This is a genomic window from Mycolicibacterium peregrinum, from assembly GCF_001665625.1.
GTDB lineage: Bacteria > Actinomycetota > Actinomycetes > Mycobacteriales > Mycobacteriaceae > Mycobacterium > Mycobacterium peregrinum_B.
In genome coordinates this window covers 32,834-54,886 of record NZ_LZSY01000053.1, presented here as the reverse complement: position 1 = coordinate 54,886, position 22,053 = coordinate 32,834, and the positions used below count along the sequence as shown (strand labels likewise).

Here is a 22,053-nt window from a genome sequence, read left to right as displayed (position 1 = left end):
GTCGATGCGCAATCGTTACCAATCATTTAACCTGTCCCGTGGCCGAGCTGCCCTTCTAGAACGTCAATTAGCTCGGTGAAGGGTGGTACGGCTGTGGATGCACATGATCCGAGCGTCGGAGAACATGCGCGTCCGACCGTGACTCGGGCGTCTCGCGCATCGATCGAGAGCTGGCCGCTGCGGTGGAAAGTGGCAGCGACGCTGGTGCTGCCGATCATGCTCGCGGCGACCTTCGGCGCAGTACGTATCTACAACGAGCTGTCGGCCGCATCGCGGCTCAACCTCGCGTCGGACAATGCCGTGATCGTGGTGCCTGCGGTGGAACTGGTCGACCGGATCGACGGGCTGGCGTATGCCGCCGCCTCGGGTGCACCGATCGACGAACCGCTCGCACAATTCGACGAGAGTGCCAAGGCGCTCGACACCCTGATCAAGTCCGCCGACTTCGACTCGACCGTCGCCACCGAGCTGACGACCGCGTCCTCCACCGCCAAGACGTTGCGCGACGACCTCAAATCCGGGCCACTGCCCCAGCAGGTGATCGCCGAGCGGGCGCAGAACGTGGCCTCCGGCGTCGTCTCCGCGATCGCAGCGACCACCGCCACCGTGGACGACCGCACCGTGCGCCCGCTCGCGGACCAGCTCGTGGACGCCCTCGCGGCGCAGCGTGCACTGACGGCGCAACGGATACTGATCGCCGCGCCCGATTTCGCCGATTCCGATGAGCTCCGCGCCGAGGTCGCAGACGCAGCCGGCGCAGAAGCGGCCGCGATCGATCGGCTCAACCGGCTGATGACCACCGACGAGGCCACGGCGCTGTCCAAGGAATCCGACGTCCGTCGCGCCACCTACACCCGACCGTCCGACGACAGCGTGCACGCGCCCGCGTTCACCGACGCGATGCGGGCCAGCGTCGAGGGCTACCGCGCCATGACCCAGGACCTGTCCGCCGACCTCGACGGCACGTTGCACCATCGCGCCAACGCCCTGCGGTCCGATGCCCTGCGTGACACCGCGATCATCCTCGGTGCGGTTCTGGCCGCCCTCGTCTTCGCGCTCGCCGTCGGCCGCTCGCTCATCCGGTCGATCGGCCGCCTGCGCCAAGGGGCGCTGCAGGTCGCACAGGTCGAGCTACCCGAAGAAATCGAACGGCTCAGCAAGGGCGGCGGCATACCTGAGATCGAACCGCTGCCGTTCCGCACCAATGAAGAGGTCGGACAGCTCGCGCGCGCGATCGACGACATCCACTCCCAAGCCGTCCGGCTGGCCGGCGAGCACGGTGTCCGCCTGCAGATCGGCGACATGTTCGAAACCCTGTCCCGCCGAAGCCGCTCACTAGTCGAAGAACAGCTGGCCCTCATCGAGACACTCGAGCTCGACGAGGAGGACCCGGTCCGGCTGGATCACCTCTTCCGCCTGGACCACCTTGCGACGCGCATGCGCCGCAACGGGGACAACCTCCTCGTCCTCGCCGACACCGTGGAACGCCATCGGGTGTCCGCGCCCGTCGCGCTGCCCGACATGCTGCGCGCCGCCATGTCCGAGGTCGAGGAGTACCGCCGGGTTCAGGTCGGACACCTGGCCGACGTCTCGATCGCCGGCTCTGCCGCCGGCGATATCGGCCACCTGGTCGCCGAACTGCTCGACAACGCGCTGCGCTACTCGCCGCCCGATGCGCCCGTGTTGGTCACGGTGGGACGCGCGATCGACGCCGGCCTGCTGGTCGAGGTGGCCGACCGCGGACTCGGCATGTCCAAGGACGACTTGACCGCTGCGAACGACCGGCTCGCGCTCGGTGGCGAGGTGACCTCCGAAACCGCCAAGCGGATGGGGCTTTTCGTGGTCGGCCGGCTGGCGGGACGTCACGAAGTCACAGTGCGGCTGCGCACCACCTCGGCGTTGACCGATCGGCCCGGTGTGACGGCAAGTGTGCACATCCCCGGCACGCTGGTCTCGCCCATCGGGGTGGGTGAGTCGCTCGACGATCTGCGCAACGGCTCGTTTACCGGGTCGCGACCGCAGCCCGCCGACGAAGGACGGAATGCGCCGACGAGTGCCGCCACCGGCGCGCACGCCGAGGCCAACGGCTCGCAGGCGGCGTCGCTGCCGTCGGAGCGAGGGTCCGACGCCCCGGCCCGGGCCACCGTCAACGGGCTGCCGAAACGCTCGCCCGGTGCCAGCGGCGTCAACGGCACCCCCGCTCCGGTGACCGCATCGACCGCGCCGGCGCCGGCGTCTCCGGCCGCACCTGCGGAACCCGACCGGCCGCAGCGCGGCAACCCGCTGTCCTACTTCACCTCTGGAACATCGGCCCCGGCCGCTGCCGAGCCCGCCGACGCTGCGCCCATACCCGCCACCGAGTCCGAGCAACCGCACATTGAGCCGGAGAGTTTGGAGAGTGCACCGATCTTCGAGCGGATGGCCTCGGAGTGGCTGATGGATCCCACCGCGCCCGAATCCCGCAACCGGGTCTGGTCCAGCTCCGCCGACGCGGGCTGGGCGGCTGCAGCAAAGGCTGTCGAGCAGGAAACCAAGCGGCACACGGCATCCGGACTGCCGATCCGCGAACGTGGAGCGCGCCTGGTGCCCGATGAGGCAAGATCAGAACCCCAGGCCAAGGCCAACGGGGGCAACGACCCCGCGGCGATCCGCGACATCCTGAGCCGACAACTGGCCGGCGTTCGCAGAGGCCGAGCCGAAACCGACGCAGCACACAGCCGAATCGAAGGAGATCGATGAACACCGGCACGCAACCACAGGATCGGTCCGCGGGGTCTGCTGCAACACCGTCGGGGACCTCCGGCACCCTCGACTGGTTCGTGTCCAACTTCGTCCGTGATGTACCTGGCGTGTCACATGCGATCCTGGTGTCGGCCGACGGGCTGCTGATGGCCTCGAACTCCCACCTTCCGGCTGACCGTGCCGAGCAATTGGCCGCCGTGACATCGGGTTTGGCGAGCCTGTCGAACGGTGCCGCCCGGCTGTTCGAGGCCGGCAACGTGCGCCAGTCGATCGTCGAGATGGACGACGGCTTCCTGCTGCTGATGGGCGTTGGCAACGGCTCGTACCTCGCCACCCTGGCGTCGATCTCGTGCGACATCGGCCAGGTCGGCTACGAGATGGCCCTGCTCGTCGACCGGGTCGGCAAGACCGTGGAGGCGACCCCGCGCGCCGGCCATGGTGCTCGATGACGCTCAGCATGGACAGACCCGAGCAGAAGCAGACCGCAAGCCGCGCCCGGCCGTACACCCTGACCGGGGGTCGGACCCGCGCCCGGGTCGAGATCCCGATCGAAGCTCCGGTGGAGGCCCTGCTGCCCTCCGGTGAACTCGACTGCGCACCAGGCGATATCCCCGCCGTCATCGTCCGGTTGTGCAGCAGCCGGCCGTCGATCGCCGAGATCTCGGCTCACGCCGGTCTGCCGATCGGAGTGGCCCGGGTGCTGGTGAGCGACCTGGTGGACAGCGGCCACCTCCGAGTTCACGCCACCCTGACCGACCGCTCGACCGTTGCAGAACGGCGCCTACTGATCGAAAGGACCCTCAGTGGCTTACGCGCACTCTGACTCCGGCTCCACGGTGTCTTCGACGAAGATCGTGATTGCCGGCGGCTTCGGCGTCGGCAAGACCACGTTCGTCGGCGCCGTGTCGGAGATCGTGCCGTTGCGCACCGAGGCCCTCGTCACGAACGCCTCGCAGGGACACGACGACCTCGAAGCGATTCCCGGCAAGGAAACCACCACGGTTGCCATGGATTTCGGCCGGATCACCATCGCCGACGACCTCGTGCTCTACCTCTTCGGTACCCCGGGGCAACGGCGGTTCTGGTTCATGTGGGACGACCTGGTCCACGGCGCGATCGGCGCCGTGGTGCTCGTCGACACCCGCAGGCTCGAGGACAGCTTCGCCGCCGTCGACTTCTTCGAGGCCCGCAGCCTGCCGTTCCTGATCGCCGTCAACGAGTTCGACGACTCCCCGACCCACAGCATCGAAGAGCTTCGTGAGGCGATGTCCGTGTCGCCGAACGTACCGATCATCACTGTCGATGCCCGGCAACGCGACTCGGCGAAGAACGCGTTGATCGCCATCACATCGTTTGCGCTGGAACGCCTTCCGACCGCAGCGCCCTAGATCCACAGCCCGCCAGTCTCACAGTCTCGAGGAATCCACCATGAACCACCAAGTACATCATTTCGACATGGGCCTCTGGCTGCTGTTCCTGGCATACATCGTGTCGGTGACCGGATCGGTCGTCGGCCTGGCATGCACCCGTTGCGGTGCAACTGCGACCAACGGACGCGACCGCCTCCGCTGGCTGCTCATGGCTTCGATCGCCATCGGCGGCGTGGGCGTCTGGCTCATGCACTTCATCGCGATGCTCGGTTTCGCGATCCCCAACAGCATGGTCCGCTACCACCTCGGCTGGACGGTCGCGTCGGCCGTCATCGCGATCGCGGCGGTATTCGTCGGCCTGATCACGATCGGTCGCACCTTCGATCTGAAGCGCCTGCTCGCCGGTGGCGTCATCACCGGGCTCGCCGTCGCGATGATGCACTACACCGGCATGTGGGCCGTCCAGATGCAGGGCACGATGACCTACGACACTGCGCTTGTCGTCCTTTCCTTCGTGATCGCCGTCGTCGCCGCCACCGCCGCGCTCTGGTTCACCCTCGTCCTCGAATCCCGTGGTCTCCGATTCGTCGCCGGCCTCGTGATGGGTGTCGCCGTCGTCGGCATGCACTACACGGGCATGGCCGCGGTGCGCGTCGATGTCGACCACACGATGCCGGTTCCCGGTGGGCCCGAAGTGTTCTCGTTCCTGTTCCCGGTCTTCGTGATCGGCCTGCTCGCGCTCGTGGTCCCGATCACCGCGGTGATGCTGGCTCCTGATCGCAGCGCCGAGAACGCGGACACCGCGTCACGACCGGTGGCAGCGACGGCCGGGCGGCACCGGTAGAACGGTGCCCACGGGCGCAACACTTCGCCGCCTGACTGTAAAAACTGTCCGAATCTGACAGTTTCTGTCCGCAGCGACGTTCCGCAATGCCATGATGCGGTCGATGCTGGACAACCTCCTCCGCGCGGTATGCGTCGCGCTTCTCGTGGCCATCGCAGGACTGGGGCCGTCGGCTGTGGCCCACGCCGGACTTCCGCCGGGATACGACACGCGCTTCGACATCTGGCCGACCGCGGTCGACAAGGCGCAATGCCGACCGGGCGACCGGGTCGAGACCGGATTGCAGGGTGAGGTGCCGGTTGCGGACCGGGAATCCCACCGCAGCGCGCAGGGCTACAACTGCAACATCGACCTGGTCGGTCAGCACCAGGGCACCGGCGCAGGCATCACGAGCACTTCATACAAGAACTGCACCTACGTCGGGTCCACCTGGCCCTACACCAACGGCGTCCAGGTGATCGACGCGTCCGACCCTGCCCACCCGGTCCAGGCCGATCTGCTCACCGAGCCGGCGATGGTCGGCGGAACCTGGGAGTCCCTGAAGGTACACGCGGGCCGGGGGTTGCTGGTCGGAACGGGCGTTCCCCTGTTGTTCGGGGGCGGCTACATCTCCATCTACGACATCTCACAGGACTGTCGGCACCCCCGGCTGCTCAACGAGGGCGCCGGTTCCCTTCCCGGCGTACGGATCCCGATGCTCACCCACGAGGGCAACTTCTCGCCCGACGGCAACACCTACTGGGCCGGGGGCATCATCTGGAACAGTGCGGTGGACATCACCGATCCGACTGCTCCGCATGTGGTGTGGAGCGCGCCGGTCGGCTGGGCCTCACACGGCATGGGCTTCGCACCGGACGGGCGGACCATGTACATGTCGCAGTTCAGCGGCTTGACGGTGCTCGACACCTCTGCGGTACAGGACCGGGTGGCACCCGATTTCACCATGCACCAACTGCTTCCGGCCTACAGCCACAAAGCCTGGGTGGACGGGCAGGAGGCCCAGCACAGCGTCTACGTCACCTACCGAGGCGTACCGCACATCTTCACCATCGACGAACTCGGTTCCGGGGGCGTCAAGCTGTTCGACGTCTCAGACCCGACCGACCTCAAGCTGCGCAACATCATCAAACTCGAGATCAATCTGCCCGAACACATGGACAACTGGACGAGCAGCGGTGGATTCAACGGGGTGTTCGCCTACGACTCTCACTACTGTTCGGTGGACCGGCAAGACGATCCGACGGCCCTGGCCTGTGGTTGGATCCAGTCGGGTATCCGGGTGTTCGACATCCGCGACCCAGAGCACATCACGGAACTCGCCTATTTCAACCCACCGGCACAGTCCGACAAGAAGTACGAGGACCTACCCAATTCGATTCACGTCTACAATCTTTCGGTTCTCGCGACCCCACCACTCACCGGAATATTCGGGGTGGGACGGGCTGCCCTCGACGGGAAGATCCAGCTTTCCGACATCGTGCTGGGCAACCGGCCGGGCTGGGGACAGCCGGCCGATTTCTCCGCAGACTGGTGCATGTCACCACCGGAGTTCCGGGGAAACCTGCTCTACGTCACGTGTTCCGACAACGGGTTCATGACCCTGAAGCTGGACCCGACCGTCTACCCGCCACGATGAGCGCTTCCATTCCCGCCCGCATTTTCGGCGCCACCGTCGTCATCGCGGCCGCCGCGTTCCTCGGCGCGTTCGCCGAATCCCACCGGAACGACAGTGCACCGCCACTGATGTCAGAGGCCGACGTGACCTTCGCGCAGATGATGATGACCCACCACCAGCAGGCGATCACCATCTGCGACCTGCTCAGCGCGGACGCCGCTCCCGAAATACGCACGCTCGCAGACCAGATCAGACTTCAGCAACAGGCGGAGGTCGGCACCATGGTCGGGTGGCTACAGCTGGCGGAACAGCCCCTCAACCCCACGGTGCCCACAGAGCACACCGGACACGGCATGTCCCATCACCACGACACCGGACAGCCCCCCGGCATGCAGATGGGGATGGCGTCCCCCGATGAATTGGCCCGCCTTCAGCGCGCCACCGGCCCCGCAAACGAAGCCTTGTTTCTCCAGTTGATGACCCGCCACCACCAGGGCGGCGCCGAGATGGCATTCGACGAAACCCGCGATGGCTCCAACGAGGCGATCCGGCGTACGGCCCTGGCCATGGTCACCGAGCAGACGCAGGAGATCCAGGTCATGGAACACCTGATGAAATCGCGGGCCGCCACACCCCTGCCGTATCCGTGAGGCGGAAACGCTAACCCCAGTAGGAGAAGTTGCAGACGGGGTTCACCTCGGTCTTGAACGACACCAACTTGTCGCCGTCCATCGTGATTGTGCAAGTGAGCGTGGCACTTCCGCCATCGGCGGCGACCTCCGACTCCACCTCCTCATAGACGGAGTACTGCTTTTCCCACGGCAGCGTCACGTTCGATTCGGTTTGCTCGGCACCGCCGTTGATCCGGTAGCGGATCGTCACCGGGGCGGAGCCACCGAGGACCTTCATGACCGCCGTACCGACCGGCGCCCCGGTCGGCTCGGCAGCCTTGGGCGACTCGGTCGTCGTAGGAGCCGGTTCGGTCGAGGCGCTGTCGGAGGCCACAGCGCTGGTGGTTTTCGCCACCGGGGTTCCTGCGGTCGTCGTGCATCCCGCGGCCACCGCCGCGGCCGACACGACACTGATGGTTACCCCGGCGAGACCCCTGAGCGGATGCATACCTGAGATTACGACGCGGAGGTGGGCCCGGATCGCTTATCCCGACAAGTGATTGCCCACCGGGCCCGATCCCCGCTCAGTCGGTCAGAACGCGATCAGCTCATCGATCTGGTTGATCGCCGACGAAGCACCCTCGACCACACCCATGTCCAGGACCTGCTGAAGTGCTTCGGCGGACTCGTAGGTGCTCACGTAGACGGCACGGGTCCCGCCCTTGTGCTCGGCAAAGGTGTAGACGTTCTTGGAAACCGGCATCTCCGGGTTCGGGTTGAAGTCCTGGTCGGCGAATCCGTCGTCGAAGGCGAAGCTACTCGGCTCGTCGACGGCGGTTACCTCCCAGTAGCCCGCGTGCTTGTCACCCTCCGGGCCGGTCATGAAGTAGGTGACGCGGCCACCCGGTGTGAGGCTGTGGTCGACCACAGTGGCCGGGTAGGTCGGCGGCCCCCACACCTTTTCGAGCTGACGCGGGTCGGCGTACACCTGCCAGATGCGCTGCACCGGCGCCGCGAAGTCGGCGGTGATGGTCAGTGTCAGTTTGTCGAGGTCGTGTTGAACGTCGGTCACGGGCATGGTCAGTCCTCCTTGGGATCGCATGCGATCAGTTCATCGATGCGTGCGATGCGGCCACGCCAAACCTGTTCCAGCTCAGTCAACATGGACGCCACCGACCGCACTGCCTCCACGTCACCGCTGGCCAACTGCTCACGACCGTTGCGTCTCTTGGTGATCAGCCCGGCCTTTTCCAGCACGGCGACGTGCTTCTGCACTGCCGCGAAGCTCATGTCGTACTTCGCCGCAAGCACCGAGACCGAGTGCTCCCCCGCCAGGACCCGGCGCATGATGTCCCGCCTGGTCCGGTCGGCGAGCGCGTGGAACAGGGCGTCTGCCCGGTCCTCGTCACGCTCGGTCACCTCCCAAATATACAACCGATTGGTTGTATGTTGTCAAGCGGTTCGTTCCGAGATTCGTGACTGGCATCACACGTTGTCATATATATTGAGCCGGCATGTGTTCGCTGCGGCCGGCATTTCCGTCACCGGCGGATGCGGACTACGTCGGGGAATGTCAAGGGGGACATCGATAATGGCGCACGGTTCACGCTGCCCGAAAACAGCCAAGCGCATACCGCTGCGGTACAGCCTGTCCGTCATAGCCGTCGGCATCGGTGTCGGGATCGCAGGTACCAGCGCGCACACCGTTGCCTGGGCGGACCCCAGCGCCTCCGGGTCATCCGGCTCATCGGGCCAGTCGTCGAGCCATTCGAGCGCGGGATCCGGCCACGGCCCCAAGAAGCCGACCGACCGTCGCGGCAATCGGCCGGGCAAGACATCTGCGTCCTCGCCCAAGACCCCGGCCGCCGGCACCACATCCCCCGCGCCGACCTCGTCGGACGAAGACGACGACACATCCGCCGTACGGTCCCCCATCGCCTCCAAGGCGAATTCTTCGGCGCCGCAGCAGGAGTCGATTGCCGATTTCGTCCGCGGGAAGCTGCGCGACATCAGGCCCACCGCTCCGGTCCAGCCCGTCGGCACGCAGCCGGCCAAGTCCGACTTCTCCCCGCGAGCCACCCCGAAACGCCTGGCCGCGATCACGTCGTCAGCGCTCCCGGACGCCACGCCGTCGCGGGCGCAGGCATCTGCACCGACATCGGCTCAAGCCCCGGCGATCAAGGCCACGCTGCCGGATCTCACCGCGATCGTCCGGACCGCCCCCGACACCGGCGCGAAGGCGATCCCGCTGACCGCCAAGGTCGCCGCGGTCACCACGACAACCAAGACCACACCGAAGCCCCCTGAGCCGCTCTCGCCGATCGCCAAGATCGCCGAGCTGCCCGGCCGCATCGTCAACACGGTGCTGCAGGTGCTGGACATCACCGTGTCCGCCAACGGGCCGAAGAGCCCGCTCGACTTCGCACCGATCAACAACGCCCTCTTCGCGGCGTTCCGCGAGATCGAAGGACAGCTGGGGCTGACCAAAACTCCTGCCGCGCAACCGGTGCCGCCCACGATGACGTATGACGGGCCCACCACCGGCAAGACCCCGACCGTGTCGCAGTTCCTCAACGCCGCGACCGCCGCGTACGTGTGGGGCGGTACCCCGGGCGACCTGAAACCGTTCGTGGTCAACGGCAAACAGATGCAGTCGACCAATGTGCTGACCGGTATGTCCGGCAAGGCCTGGGTGACACCGGACGGCCAGATCATCATCGCCTACCAGGGCACGACGGGCGGCACGAACCTGCTGCACAACCCGCTGATCGCGATCTCCCAGGTGATCGCCGATACGCAGGTGATCTTCACCGACACCCCACCCCAGGCCTTCCTCGACTCGGTGGCCTTCGAGCAGGAGGTGGAGGCCGCCGCGATCGCGCAGGGCTACCGCAAGGAAGACATCTTCGTCACCGGGCACTCACTCGGCGGATGGGAAGCCGCGTACGTTGCGCAGCAGACCGGCGTCGGCGGTGTCGGTTTCGAAAGCCCTGGCCTCAACACCACGGTGCCGGGCAACGGCGCCGACTCCGGGTTCGTCAACGTGCTGACCTACGGCGACACCGCGGCCTATTTCTCCACCGACCTGCCCGGACTGCAGCCGTTCATGCCGGAGTACGTGCCCGGTGGAGGCAGCAAGCCGCACTACGGGTCGATCGTGATGATCGGCAACCCCGAAGCCGCAATCCCGTTGGCGAACTCGGCCGCGCTGCTGAGCACCGGGCCGATCGGCGCCGCGATCTTCGTCGCCGACATTCTGGTGAACTTCCTCCAGTACCACCTGCCCGGCATCCAGGCCTACCACCTGGGCGTCGACCCGGATCCCGGCGTGGTGCCGTGGCTGGGCAACGCGTCGGGACCGGTGAACGCCGACTACGCCGACATGACGATTCCGGAACTGAAGAAGGCGGCGTCGGATGCGGGGACGCTGATCAGGCCGTGAGCGGGCCGCTGATCGAGCCGTGAGCGAGCCGCTCATCAAGCAGTGGTGGACTCTCGCTGAATCTGTTCTGCCGCTTCCTGTTTGATCTGTTCGAATTGCGCAGCCATCGCCTCGGACAGTGCGGTGGCTCCCGACAGTGGCCGAACCATCACCATGAAGTCGTCGATCTTGCCTTCGTCATCGACATGCAGAAAGTCGCACCCGGTGATCTTCTTGCCATCCACCGTGGCCTCGAAGACCAGGGCGTGGTCGCGGCCATCGGCGATCTCGCGAATGTAGCGAAAGTCCTTGAACACCCGCATGACACCGCGAAGAATCGCCGCGGTGATCGGCTTGCCCGGATACGGCTTGAACGCCACCGGGCTGGTGAACACCACGTTGTCTGCCAGCAATGCCTCGATCGCAGCCTCGTCACGCGCCTCGACTGCCTCCCGGAACGGATGCATATGACACCTCCTCAACCCATTCATCGACTAGCGGCGATGGTAGGCGCGCCCCATTCTTATAGTCAACATTTTGATTATTCGCATTGCTGCTAGCATCGGCTCATGGCGTTACGCGACGCAATCCTGGCCACGCTCCTCGACGGCGAGGCATCGGGCTATGACCTGGCCAAAGGGTTCGACGCGTCAGTCGCCAACTTCTGGATGGCAACGCCCCAGCAGCTCTACCGCGAACTGGACCGCATGTCCGCCGAAGGGCTGATCGAAGCGCGGCTCGTCGAGCAGGACCGGCGACCGAACAAGCGCCTGTACTCGCTGACCGACGCGGGTCGCAAGGCCTTGCTCGAATTCACCGAGGTGCCGCCGAAGCCAGGCGCTATCCGCGAAGACCTCCTGGTACAGATCCAGGCCGTTGATTCGGGCAACATCGAGGCCGTCCGCGCCGCGCTCGCCGAACGCCGCCAATGGGCTACCGCCAAGCTCGCGCGCTACCGGCGCGGCCAGGACCACCTCCTGGCCGGACGCACCGAAGACGCCTACCTCGCCGAGGCCGGCCGCATCGGCCCCTACCTGACGCTGCTACGCGGAATCCGGTTTGAGGAAGAGAACATCGACTGGGCGAACCGGGCGCTGGCCGTCATCGAACAGCGACTGGCTGCGGTGCACCGACCGCCTCGATGACGGTCTCCTGCGGCTCGGCGACCCAGGCACTGAACACCGGCACACCGCGCCACGGCGACGGCCCGTTCGAGCGGTCCGCGCACGCCAGCACCGCGAACGGTCGGTTGAACCGGATCTCGATCCGGCGCACCAGAACCTCGTGGAACTGCGGCACCGATCCGGCGACCATGTCGAAGGCTGTCACCGCCGCCGCCTTGAACCCTTCCCTCGTATACGACGCCACGGCCGACTGCTTGGCGGTGAACTCCACCGGCAGATCCTCGCGCCTCGCGAAGCCGCGGAGAGTGTCGAACACCGGGGCGATGCCGGGAGCGTCCTTCAGGTCGTGGTCGCTGGTCGCCGACCAGGCCGGCAGACAACTACGCCACTCGGCGTGAACGTCCGGGCCCCCGACCCGGCGTTCGCGTCGGTCGGTCACCGTCCATGCGTGGCCGTCGGCCAATTCCTCGACCGGGACCCGGCGCGCGCCGTGCTCGTCGCCCCGCAGCATCGCCGCCACCTGGTGTGCCGCCATGTCCACATCGTGGGGCGCGACGTCGGGCGCGGCGATCACGCTGAAGACGTCGAGCGCCGACGACGAGGGCGGTGCAGCCACCGCGACCAGACCGGCGGCGGCGGTCTCGACGATCAGCTGGATCCCCTCCGAGAGCATCAACGCCGTACCGATCGCCGTACCGAAGACCCCGCCCAATTCATTCGTGGTGCCCAGCGGTCGCGCCCAGCCGATATCGGTGGCCAGTGCCGAGGCAAGTACCAGCCTGGTCAATTCGTCGAGCTGCAGCGGGAATTCATCGATCAACCCGTTCGAGTTCGCCTGCGCCCAGGCATCGGCCTGCGCCTGATCCGGCACCGGGCCCCGGTCCACCACATCGGGCACCGTGCGAACCCAGTCGTCGAACGCCGGCCCGAGGTTGCGGTCCCACACCGCCGCAAGCGCGGACACCGCCGGGTGCGGATCACTCAAGAGGGCGCGGGCCCGCGCGGCGGCATCATCGACGGTCGTGCCGAGCACGGCCTCCAGATCGCGGCGGGCAGTTCCGTGTGTGGCGGGTCCCACCAACGCCAACAACAGCCACAGCCCCAGCGGCGAGGCCACCGCGTGCCTGCCGAGAACGTGCCGGTTGAACTGGGCAGCATAGGCAGACACGAGCTCGGGATTATCGAGGCCGGACATAGGCGAACCTTATCTGCCGGTTTTACGCCAGGTGCCGCACAGACGTTAGTGTGCTTTCGTCGGCTTCAGCGAACAGCCGATAGAAAAGTTGAGCAAATCCATGACCGCAGCACCAGAAGCATCGGCGCTCGAAGCCCGCGTCGGCCACTACTACGAGGCGGACGGCCTCTACCTGGTAGGCCGCGAGAAGGTACGCGAGTACGCGCGTGCCGTGCAGGACTATCACCCCGCACACTGGGACGTCGACGCCGCGGCGAAGCTGGGGTACGCCGGGCTGGTCGCGCCGCTGACCTTCACCTCGACCCCGGCCATGGCCTGCAACCGGCGCATGTTCGAATCGGTGGTCGTCGGGTACGACACCTACCTGCAGACCGAAGAGGTCTTCGAGCAGCATCGGCCGATCGTGGCAGGTGACGAACTGAAGATCGACATCGAATTGACGGCGGTTCGCAGGATCGCGGGCCGCGACATGATCACCGTCACCAACACCTTCACCGACACCGCCGGCGAGCGGGTCCACACCCTGCACACCACCGTCGTCGGCGTCACCGCAGACGACATCAATCCGGCGACGATGACCGCCGTCCAGAACGCGATGATGCACGACGTCGACTTCTCCGGTATCGGCGCATCCGATGACGATTATGTGAAGACCGTGCGCCCCGAAGGCGAAGTACGGATCTCCGAAGGCGGCCTCACCCGCACGCCCGGAACCCTGTCCTTCGACGACCTCAAGGTCGGCGACGAACTTGGGGTGCACCACACCCGGCTGTCGCGCGGCGACCTGGTGAACTATGCCGGCGTGGCCGGCGATGCCAACCCGATTCACTGGGACGAGGACATCGCCAAGCTTGCCGGGCTGCCCGACGTGATCGCCCACGGCATGCTCACCATGGGGCTCGGCGCCGGCTTCGTCTCCGCGTGGTCGGGCGACCCCGGTGCCGTCACCCGCTACGCGGTGCGGTTGTCCCAGCCGGCGATCGTGTCGGCCAAGGAGGGCTGCGATATCGAGTTCAGCGGAAAGATCAAGTCGCTGGACCCCGAGACCCGCACCGGCGTCATCCTGGTCGCGGCGAAATCCGAGGGAAAGAAGATCTTCGGCCTGGCGACGCTGAACATCCGCTTCAGCTGACCCGCTGACGCCGCCTCACGACGCCACCTCCGCCGGATCTCGCTGGATGGGCTTGGGCCATGGGGAACGCGGCGGGCGCGGCCGCACCCGCTGCGGCCACCAGAACCACCGCCCGAGCAGAGTGGCGATCGACGGTGTCATCAACGCCCGGATGACGAACGTGTCGAACATCAGGCCCAGGCCGATGGTGGTGCCGACCTGGCCGATCACGATCAGCTTGCTGACCGCCATCGAAGCCATGGTGAACGCGAACACCAGCCCCGCGGCGGTGACCACCGGACCGCTGCCACCCATGGCGCGAATGGTGCCGGTCTTCAACCCGGCATGGATTTCCTCTTTCATCCGCGACACCAGCAACAGGTTGTAGTCCGCGCCGACGGCCACCAGCACGATGACCGACATCGGTAGCACCATCCAGTGCAGCGGTATCCCGACGATGTGCTGCCATATCACCACGGAGAGTCCGAAGGCGGTGGCCAAGCTGACCACCACGGTGCCGACGATGACCGCCGCGGCCACCAGAGCCCGGGTGAGGATCATCATGATGATGAGGATCAACATCAGCGCAGCCGTTGCCGCGATCAACAAGTCGTAGTCGGCACCCTGCTGCATGTCCTTGAACATCGCCGCGGTACCGCCGAGGTAGACCGAGGATCCCTCCCACGGTGTTCCCCTGATGGCCGCGGCCGCAGCGTTCTTCAGCAGCTCGGAACGGGACGTGCCTTCGGGCGTCAGCGGGTCGCCTTCATGAATGATGGTGAACCGCACGGCCTTTCCATCCGGCGACATCATCAGCTTCATGCCTCGCTGAAAATCATCGGTTTCGAACGCTTCCGGGGGAATGTAGAACGAATCATCGTTCTGGGCTTTGTCGAACGCCTCTCCCATCGCGGTGCTGTCCTTCTGCTGCGCCATGGTCTGGTCCTGCTGCGTCTTCTGAACCTGATACTGATTGAGCATCATCTGCTTCTGGTTCTTCATCGACTGGATCATCGACGGCATCAATGCGACCAGTTGCGGCATCAGGGCGTCCAGGCGCTCCAGGTCGGGTACGAGATCCTGAATGTCGTCAGACAACGTGTTGATTCCATCGAGAGTGTCGAATATCGACCGCAACGCCCAGCACACCGGGATATCGAAACAGTGTGGCTCCCAATAGAAGTAGTTTCGGATCGGCCGGAAGAAGTCATCAAAGTCGGCAATGTGGTCGCGAACCTCATTGGTATCCGTCGAGGTTTTCTTCGTCTTCTGCACCATGCTGTGGGTGACCGCAGCCATCTGCTGGGTGATGGACTGCATCTTCTGCATCGTGTCGATGGAGGTCTGCATCTCGCCCGCCTGGGCCAGGATGTTGTCGATGACCCCCTGCTGGTAGTCGTTGCCCATGATCTGGCCCGTGCCGCTCTGGCTGAGTGTGTACGGGATCGTCGAGTGCTCAATGGGTTTGCCGTCGGGGCGGGTGATGGTCTGCACCTGGGCGATGCCCGGCACCTGCGCCAGCGCCTTGGCGATCTTGTTGATCACCAGGAAGTCAGCTGGATTCCGCAGATCGTGGTCCGTCTCGATCATCATCACGTCGGGATTCATCCTGGCCTCGGAGAAGTGTCTGGTCGCAGCCGCGTAACCGACATTCGCCGACACATCAGGGGGCAGATATCTCCGATCGTTGTAGATGGTGTGATAGCCGGGCAGGGCGAGCAGACCGAGCAGGCACGCCGACACCGCGAACACCAGCAGCGGGCCGGGCCAGCGGACCGCCGCGGTGCCGACCCGGCGCCACCCTCTGGCCTTCGACTTCCCGCGCGGCTCCAGGAACTTGCCCCAGCGGCTGGCTATCGAGATCAGCGCGGTTCCGAACGTCAGCGCTGTCGCGACGACGAACGCCATACCGACGGCCAAGGGGAAGCCCATCGTCTGGAAGTAGGGCAGCCGGGTGAAGTGAAGGCAGAAGGTGGCGCCCGCGATGGTCAGGCCCGAGGCCAGTACGACGTGGGCAGTCCCTTCAAACATGGTGTAGTACGCCGATTCTCGATCCTCGCCGGCTCGGCGCGCCTCGTGATATCGGCCGACCAGGAAGATCCCGTAGTCGGTCACCGCGGCGATGGCCAGGGTCACCACCATGTTCGTCGCGAAGGTTGTCAGGCCAAAGACGTTGTAGTAACCCAGGAATGCGACCAGCCCACTGGCACCCGCCAGTCCGGCGATGAGCAGTACGCACAGGAGGAGCGTGGTGGTCACGGATCGGTAGATCACCAACAGCATGACGATGATGACCCCGAAGGTGACCATCTCGATCATCCGCATGCTCTCGTCGCCGATCCTGTTCTGATCCGAGCTCGTCGCCGCCGCGCCCGTCACGTACGCCTTGACCCCCGGCGGCGCCGGGCTCTCCTCGGCGATCTGACGAACGGCGTCCACCGATTCATTGGCCAATGCCTCGCCTTGATCGCCCGCGAGGTAAACCTGGACATACGCGGCCTTGCCGTCGACGCTCTGGGCTCCCGCCGCCGTGAACGAGTCGCCCCACAGGTCCTGCACGTGCTCTACGTGTTTGGTGTCGGCGCGCAGGTCGCGGATCATCTTGTCGTAGTAGGCGTGCGCGTCGGCACCCAACTTGTCCTGTCCCTCGATCACGATCATCACCGAGCTACTGCTGCGGTATTCCTCGAATTTCGTGCCGATACGTTTGATGGCGATCATCGACGGCGCATCGTTGGGGCTCATCGACACCGACCGCATCTTGCCCACTTCCTCAAGTTGGGGCACGACGGTGTTGAGAATCGCGATCAAGGCGATCCAGATAACGATGATCGGGACAGCGAAAATCCGGATGAACCGGGGGATGACCGGCCGCGACTGGTGACGCCGGCCTGGAACGGGAGCGGTTGGCGCATCGTCTACCGGCGCGCTCATGCTGCCTTCACCAGGCAGAAGGTTTGTGCGTTCACTCCGGTAGCCGTCCTCTCGTCCTTGACGACGTCATCGACGGTGATTCGGCAACCGATGCTGTCGCCGTCGGTCTGGGCCAAGATGTTCGGTGACGCCGAGGGGGCCGTAGTCGTCAACGTCAGGCTCCAGGGCAGCCCCACGGTTCCGGCACGCTGTGGAATTCCGTCAAGATCCTTGTAGTTGATCACCGCCGTACCGCCCGAGCCGTACACCTCATAGGTGACGACCTTGGGATTGAACTTCTCCGCGGTGTCAGCGCCGATCGGTGTGACCAGCACCGGATGCGCACCGAAGATCGTCCTCAGGTGCGACACCGTGAGAAAGCCGACGGACAGGGCAACCACGATGGCGATCGGCAGCCAGACCTTCCGGAATATTTTTGTCAGCATCCCTGCCTCCCGAAGTTGACCAATGCAACCTTCGGCCACCTGCTGACCCGACCGATTTCCCAAGGCCATCGAACACGTGACCGCGGTACACGTGTCGGAAACCTATTGGCAGCTGTCATCGTCCGGCCTTTCGAAGTTTTCGAATGGCCACAGGATCTGGTGGTCGTCGTCAGCTTAAGGAGCAAACCTCGACCGCCGGACGAAAACGCAACGAAATGGGTGGTGAAGAGCTCGCTGCGCTAGTGCAGGCGCGAGTCCAGGGCAAGAAGTCCAGGGCCGGACAGGCCGTCGAACGCGACGGTGCGACCGCACACCGCCAGCATGATCGCAACGCCCGGACCGGAGACGGCCCGGCCCTCCCCCCATGTGCGCCCGGTATCCTCGTCGTGTAGCGCGATACCACGCAGGCGATTACGTGGGAAGAACCCGAATTGTGTTCGGCTGGTGAGGAAATCGAGCACCCGAGCGACGTGCTCAGGATCGGGCTGATGCGGAAGTCCCAGCGGGATGCGCATATCGGCGCCGTGCACCAACACATCTGTCAGTCCCGACAACGGGCCGGTGATGGGCGGGCTGAGCCGATAGTCGGCGCGACGACGGAGCGTCTCGGCGATCTCGGCAGCTGACGCCTGGGCCCGGCGGCGGGCCAGTGCATCGATGCCGCGGTCGATATCACCGTGGCGGATACCGCTGACCAGGAATCCCCAGAACCCGTCGGTAAAATCGCTGACCAGATGAGCCGCAACCGTCTTGACGTCCCAGCCCGCGCACAGGCTCGGTGTGGCCAACTGGTCGGCATCGAGCCCCTCGACCAGGGTGGCGATCGACCGGCGCTCGTCGGCCACCGCCGCGAACACCCGCTCGCGCTCGTCTCGGCTCAACCGCACAGATCGGCCTTTCAGCCCGGGACACCGGCTTTGAGGGTGGCCAACGCTTCGGTGCTCAGCCGGGCGAGCTCGTCGGCCTCGGCCTGATCAAGGGCGGCCTCGAAGATCTCGACCATCCGCCGGTTGGTCGCCTGCTCGATCTCGGCGTACCGGTCCTTCTTGTCTTCACCGTCGGCGAATGGCTCGGGCCAACCGAACATCGCGGTGTACTGGGGCCCCTTGTTGAGCATGTGTGCCTCCACCGGGGCGATACCCGAGATCGTGAGCGCGTTGAAGTGAACGCCCGCGCGCAGTTCACGGAGCACGAACATCACCTGCAGCGCCCGCGCCGGGGCATCGTCGGCCAACGGCATCGCGCGCCACCCCGCGAACAGCGGCAGGCCCGCGATCGGCGTCGCGGCGATGAGCTTCTCCCCGAGTTCGGAGATGCGATCCAGCCCTTCGGCAGCGGACAGGTACTTGCGTCCGAACTCCGCGGCCTGCTCCCAATACTGTTGTGCCGCACCCTCAGCGCCGCGGACCGCGACGCCTTCATCCCACATCGCGGCAAGGCCGGTCGGCTCGAACACCGCGAAAACGGCACTGACCGTGGCACCGGACGCATCACCCAGCACCCCGCCGCGGCCTGCGACATACCCCGCCAGCGGGTTCTCGTAGCCGGCGGCGATACTGGCCGCGAAGTTCTCCGGATGCAGCATGAAGATCGCGACCGCCTGCTCCATCGCCGTACCGGTAGCGGCAGCAGCGTTCAGCATGTCGGTGTCGGTCATGACAGTGATTCCTCCTGGTGCATCATCTGGCGAGATCCCACTGGCCGTAATCGGCTGCGAGAACGTCATTCACGTCGACATGGATACCGTCGATCACGAAACCCGGGTCGGATGCGGTCACGACCTCTCTCTGGAACAGCACGGCAGCCGGCTCACGCTCACCCCGCGACCATGCCTTCGTCTGCCAGGCCCACCGGTAGCCGGGAGTGCTGGAGGCGCCGACCACACCGTCGCCTATCGCCCATCCACATTGCCTGCGACCGCCGTAGATTCCGGTCCGCGCCACCCCCAGCACGGAGTTGATCCCCCGAAACCACTGGACTGCCAAACGTTTCCACGTTGGCGCGTCGATGTCCTCATCGACGCTGAAGAAGATCGGTGCCGATGCCGGACCGCCCGCCGCGGTATGGAGCCCCAACGCCGTCCGCGCGTCGGCCACACCTCCGTCGTACCCGCGGGTGAAGTCCGACGGCGTCGGCCACCCGGGCTTGCCGAACTGGTAGCAGCTGACGACCTGCAAGCCGGCCGCGCGGAGGCGATCGGCGTAGTCACGGGTGACGGGCTTGAAATCGAACGTGGCGCCCGGCCGCAACTCGGACACATAGACCAACGCACCGCCGAACCCCGCGGACTTGAGCTGTTCGGGCTGGACCAGCCGGTCGGCGAAATCGACGATCTGCAGACCGTCGGCCGAGGCCGTCGGTGCGCCGGCTGACGCAGCCAAGGCACCCGGGACAACCAAGGCCGGGGCCAGGACAGCGGCATACCTGAGGACTTCGCGTCGTGAAGCGGTTGGCGTCACGCAGGAAGCGTATCCCCTGTTGCCTCCGCTGAGTGTTGCGGCGTTGGGGCCAGAACTGCTCCGTATCGCGGGCCGATGAACCACAATGTGTTCACTCAGTTGGCGGCCGAGCGAACAGACGATCGACTGGCAGGACCACCCGTGCGACGTGAAGTGATCGATTTCGACGTGATGCTGGATCATTCATGTCCGGATATCTGGGAGGTCCTGCAATCACCCGAGGAGTATCCGCGATTCTTTCGCGGACTCGGGTCGTGCGAGCAGACCTCTGACCACGCGCAGCAGTTCGAGCTCCGGTTCTCCACCCCCCGCGGCACAGTCGTTGTTCACGAGATGCACCTGACAGTTCGGCGCTCCGGCAGGGAGATGCTCCTCCACGCCACCCAGATGCCCGAAAGTTCGGTGTCGATTCGGCTGACTCCCGGAGCGAACGACACCCGGATCGCAGTGACCGCCTTCTCCATCGGCCAGCTTCACCCTGACCTGGCCAAGATCGACGACAGCGCCGTCGAGAACTGGGTCCGAGAAGGCCTGCAGCGCATTGCCGACTATCTGGCCGGCAAGCCATCCTCACTCCTGGTCAACATGGGTGACATGCGCTCCCTGCAGCTCAGCGTCGCCAAGACCATGGTCGTCAGTGGCGTTGTGCGGGCATCCCGGCCCGATCGCGGACTGCGACAACTCAACTCCTTGTCCAAGTGGGGATTCACCCTGGCCGGCGGCCTCACCTCCGCCGCTGCCCGATCACCCCGCAACCTCGCGTTGATCGATGGCCTCGGGCAATCGACCTATGCGGAAGTGGCTGAGCGCACCACATCCATCGCGTCGGGTCTCACCACCGTCGGCTTCACCGCGAACAGCAAGCTCGCCATCCTGGCGCGCAATCACTCGGCGATGGTGGAGTGCATGGTGGCGGCCAGCAAGCTGGGCGCCGACCTCGTGTTGCTCAACACCGGTCTGGCCGCGCACCCGATCGAAGAGATCATCCGCCGCCATGCCGTCGACGCGATATTCGTCGACGAGGAGTTCGAACAGCAGGTGCGCTATCTCCCCGCCGAGATTCCCCGCATCGCCACGCGCCCCGCTTCCGCTGCACCGCAGCGTCGTTCGATCGGCGACCTGATCTCGGCCGGTACCAACAACGGGCCACTGGCCCCGCCGAAACAGCCGGGCAAGCTGGTCGTTCTCACCTCCGGTACGACGGGCACACCGAAAGGTGCGCGCCGGCCCACCCCACAGGGCTTCGGCACGATCGCCGCGATGCTGTCCCGGATGCCGCTGCGTCGTGACGAGGTGATGCTGGTGGCCGCGCCGCTGTTCCACGCCTGGGGCCTGGCCGCGCTGCAGCTCAGTGCCGCGCTGCGTGCGACGGTGGTGCTGATGGAACGGTTCGACGCTGAAGAGTGTCTGAAAACCATTGCGCAACACCGATGCACGGTCCTGATTGCCGTGCCGGTCATGCTGCAGCGGATTCTTGAGTTGCCGGTCTCCGTGATCAATCGATACGACACGTCGTCGCTGAGGGTGGTTGCCAGCAGTGGGTCGCCGATCCCCGGAGCCGCCGTCATCAAGTTCATGGATACCTTCGGCGACATCCTGTACAACTTCTACGGCTCGACCGAAGTGTCCTGGGCGACGATCGCCGATCCGACCGACCTGCGCGCCGCCCCGACCACCGCCGGTCGGCCTCCGCTGGGTACCCGCATCGCCATACTCGACCAGGCGGGCAATCCCGTGCCCGTCGGCGCCGTCGGTCGCATCTTCGTCGGCAACGACATGCTGTTCGACGGCTACACCAACGCAGCGTCACCTGCCATCAAAGACCAACTGATGGACACCGGCGATGTCGGATACCTCGACGCCAGTGGGCGCCTCTTCGTCGCCGGACGCGACGACGAGATGATCATCTCCGGCGGCGAGAACGTATTTCCGCGGCCCGTCGAAGAAGCGCTCGCGCTGTTGCCACAGGTCTCCGAAGTCGCGGTGATCGGCGTTCCCGATCCAGTGTTCGGCCAGCGCCTCGCGGCGTTCGTCGTCGTTGCCGACGGCGCCTCTCTCGACCAGGAAATGGTCAAGAATTACATCCGAAACCGCCTGAGCCGCTTCTCGATTCCGCGCGACGTCACCTTCCTCGACAAGTTGCCGCGCACGACGACGGGCAAGATCATCAAACGTAGCCTGCTCGAGGGATAGCCCGACCGA

The 22,053-nt window shown here is 65.6% G+C and carries 21 protein-coding genes; 11 read left to right on the top strand and 10 right to left on the bottom strand.

Annotation, left to right across the window (positions count from 1 at the left end; translation table 11 throughout):
• The first annotated feature begins 138 nt into the window (after positions 1-138).
• The 7 genes from A5779_RS07170 to A5779_RS07140 all read left to right on the top strand — a co-directional run bounded on the left by A5779_RS07170 (position 139) and on the right by A5779_RS07140 (position 7,221).
• Complete coding sequence (locus A5779_RS07170) at positions 139-2,739, top strand: sensor histidine kinase (RefSeq protein ID WP_064880393.1); 2,601 nt, start codon at positions 139-141, stop codon at positions 2,737-2,739.
• The gene (locus A5779_RS07165) at positions 2,736-3,191 is read left to right on the top strand and encodes a roadblock/LC7 domain-containing protein (protein WP_236734677.1); all 456 of its coding nucleotides are present in this window, start codon (positions 2,736-2,738) and stop codon (positions 3,189-3,191) included. The genes A5779_RS07170 and A5779_RS07165 overlap by 4 nt, the downstream gene beginning before the upstream one ends.
• Positions 3,188-3,565: a DUF742 domain-containing protein gene (locus A5779_RS07160; protein ID WP_110776968.1), complete on the top strand. Its 378-nt coding sequence runs from the start codon at positions 3,188-3,190 to the stop codon at positions 3,563-3,565. The genes A5779_RS07165 and A5779_RS07160 overlap by 4 nt, the downstream gene beginning before the upstream one ends.
• Complete coding sequence (locus A5779_RS07155; protein WP_064880340.1) at positions 3,546-4,130, top strand: GTP-binding protein; 585 nt, start codon at positions 3,546-3,548, stop codon at positions 4,128-4,130. Before A5779_RS07160 ends, A5779_RS07155 begins: the two co-directional genes overlap by 20 nt.
• Before the next feature lie 40 nt (positions 4,131-4,170).
• Positions 4,171-4,956, top strand: a complete 786-nt coding sequence (locus A5779_RS07150) for an MHYT domain-containing protein (protein ID WP_064880339.1) — start codon at positions 4,171-4,173, stop codon at positions 4,954-4,956.
• Positions 4,957-5,059: 103 nt separating this feature from the next.
• Positions 5,060-6,592 carry an LVIVD repeat-containing protein gene (locus tag A5779_RS07145; protein ID WP_236734676.1) on the top strand — a complete coding sequence of 511 codons (1,533 nt, stop codon included), beginning with the start codon at positions 5,060-5,062 and terminating at the stop codon, positions 6,590-6,592.
• On the top strand, positions 6,589-7,221 hold the full coding sequence (locus A5779_RS07140) for a DUF305 domain-containing protein (RefSeq protein ID WP_064880335.1): 633 nt from the start codon (positions 6,589-6,591) through the stop codon (positions 7,219-7,221). The genes A5779_RS07145 and A5779_RS07140 overlap by 4 nt, the downstream gene beginning before the upstream one ends.
• 10 nt (positions 7,222-7,231) lie before the next feature.
• On the opposite strand, the gene A5779_RS07135 is transcribed toward A5779_RS07140, so the two are convergent.
• The 3 genes from A5779_RS07135 to A5779_RS07125 all read right to left on the bottom strand — a co-directional run bounded on the left by A5779_RS07135 (position 7,232) and on the right by A5779_RS07125 (position 8,601).
• A complete protein-coding gene (locus A5779_RS07135; RefSeq protein ID WP_236734675.1) occupies positions 7,232-7,648 on the bottom strand; it encodes a hypothetical protein in 417 nt (138 codons plus the stop codon).
• 126 nt (positions 7,649-7,774) lie between these two features.
• Positions 7,775-8,260: an SRPBCC family protein gene (locus tag A5779_RS07130; protein ID WP_064880331.1), complete on the bottom strand. Its 486-nt coding sequence runs from the start codon at positions 8,258-8,260 to the stop codon at positions 7,775-7,777.
• Between the two features lie 2 nt (positions 8,261-8,262).
• Positions 8,263-8,601, bottom strand: coding sequence for an ArsR/SmtB family transcription factor (locus A5779_RS07125; protein WP_064880329.1), 339 nt, complete (start codon positions 8,599-8,601; stop codon positions 8,263-8,265).
• Between the two features lie 172 nt (positions 8,602-8,773).
• Here A5779_RS07125 and A5779_RS07120 point away from each other — a divergent pair, with 172 nt between their 5' ends.
• Complete coding sequence (locus tag A5779_RS07120) at positions 8,774-10,624, top strand: hypothetical protein (RefSeq protein WP_064880327.1); 1,851 nt, start codon at positions 8,774-8,776, stop codon at positions 10,622-10,624.
• 35 nt (positions 10,625-10,659) lie between these two features.
• On the opposite strand, the gene A5779_RS07115 is transcribed toward A5779_RS07120, so the two are convergent.
• The gene (locus tag A5779_RS07115) at positions 10,660-11,070 is read right to left on the bottom strand and encodes a nuclear transport factor 2 family protein (RefSeq protein ID WP_064880325.1); all 411 of its coding nucleotides are present in this window, start codon (positions 11,068-11,070) and stop codon (positions 10,660-10,662) included.
• Between the two features lie 102 nt (positions 11,071-11,172).
• Between A5779_RS07115 and A5779_RS07110 the strand changes: the two genes are divergently transcribed.
• Entirely contained in the window at positions 11,173-11,748 is a 576-nt protein-coding gene (locus tag A5779_RS07110; protein WP_064880323.1) for a PadR family transcriptional regulator, read from the top strand.
• On the opposite strand, the gene A5779_RS07105 is transcribed toward A5779_RS07110, so the two are convergent.
• Positions 11,705-12,922 (bottom strand): serpin family protein, encoded by a 1,218-nt coding sequence (locus tag A5779_RS07105; protein ID WP_064880322.1) that lies wholly within the window; start codon positions 12,920-12,922, stop codon positions 11,705-11,707. The genes A5779_RS07110 and A5779_RS07105 overlap by 44 nt on opposite strands.
• 100 nt (positions 12,923-13,022) lie before the next feature.
• Here A5779_RS07105 and A5779_RS07100 point away from each other — a divergent pair, with 100 nt between their 5' ends.
• Complete coding sequence (locus A5779_RS07100; protein ID WP_064880320.1) at positions 13,023-14,054, top strand: fused (3R)-hydroxyacyl-ACP dehydratase subunits HadA/HadB; 1,032 nt, start codon at positions 13,023-13,025, stop codon at positions 14,052-14,054.
• Positions 14,055-14,069: 15 nt separating this feature from the next.
• On the opposite strand, the gene A5779_RS07095 is transcribed toward A5779_RS07100, so the two are convergent.
• The 5 genes from A5779_RS07095 to A5779_RS07075 form a co-directional block, all read right to left on the bottom strand.
• Positions 14,070-16,967, bottom strand: a complete 2,898-nt coding sequence (locus A5779_RS07095; RefSeq protein WP_064880318.1) for an MMPL/RND family transporter — start codon at positions 16,965-16,967, stop codon at positions 14,070-14,072.
• Complete coding sequence (locus A5779_RS07090) at positions 16,964-17,389, bottom strand: MmpS family transport accessory protein (protein WP_110776978.1); 426 nt, start codon at positions 17,387-17,389, stop codon at positions 16,964-16,966. Before A5779_RS07090 ends, A5779_RS07095 begins: the two co-directional genes overlap by 4 nt.
• Before the next feature lie 242 nt (positions 17,390-17,631).
• Positions 17,632-18,279 (bottom strand): maleylpyruvate isomerase family mycothiol-dependent enzyme, encoded by a 648-nt coding sequence (locus A5779_RS07085; RefSeq protein ID WP_064880314.1) that lies wholly within the window; start codon positions 18,277-18,279, stop codon positions 17,632-17,634.
• A gap of 11 nt (positions 18,280-18,290) precedes the next feature.
• Positions 18,291-19,049: an SCO6745 family protein gene (locus A5779_RS07080; RefSeq protein WP_064880311.1), complete on the bottom strand. Its 759-nt coding sequence runs from the start codon at positions 19,047-19,049 to the stop codon at positions 18,291-18,293.
• 22 nt (positions 19,050-19,071) lie between these two features.
• Positions 19,072-19,851 (bottom strand): DUF1906 domain-containing protein, encoded by a 780-nt coding sequence (locus A5779_RS07075; RefSeq protein ID WP_064880309.1) that lies wholly within the window; start codon positions 19,849-19,851, stop codon positions 19,072-19,074.
• A gap of 141 nt (positions 19,852-19,992) precedes the next feature.
• On the opposite strand from A5779_RS07075, the gene A5779_RS07070 reads away from it, so the two are divergent.
• On the top strand, positions 19,993-22,044 hold the full coding sequence (locus A5779_RS07070) for an AMP-binding protein (protein WP_082941572.1): 2,052 nt from the start codon (positions 19,993-19,995) through the stop codon (positions 22,042-22,044).
• Positions 22,045-22,053: the final 9 nt, after the last annotated feature.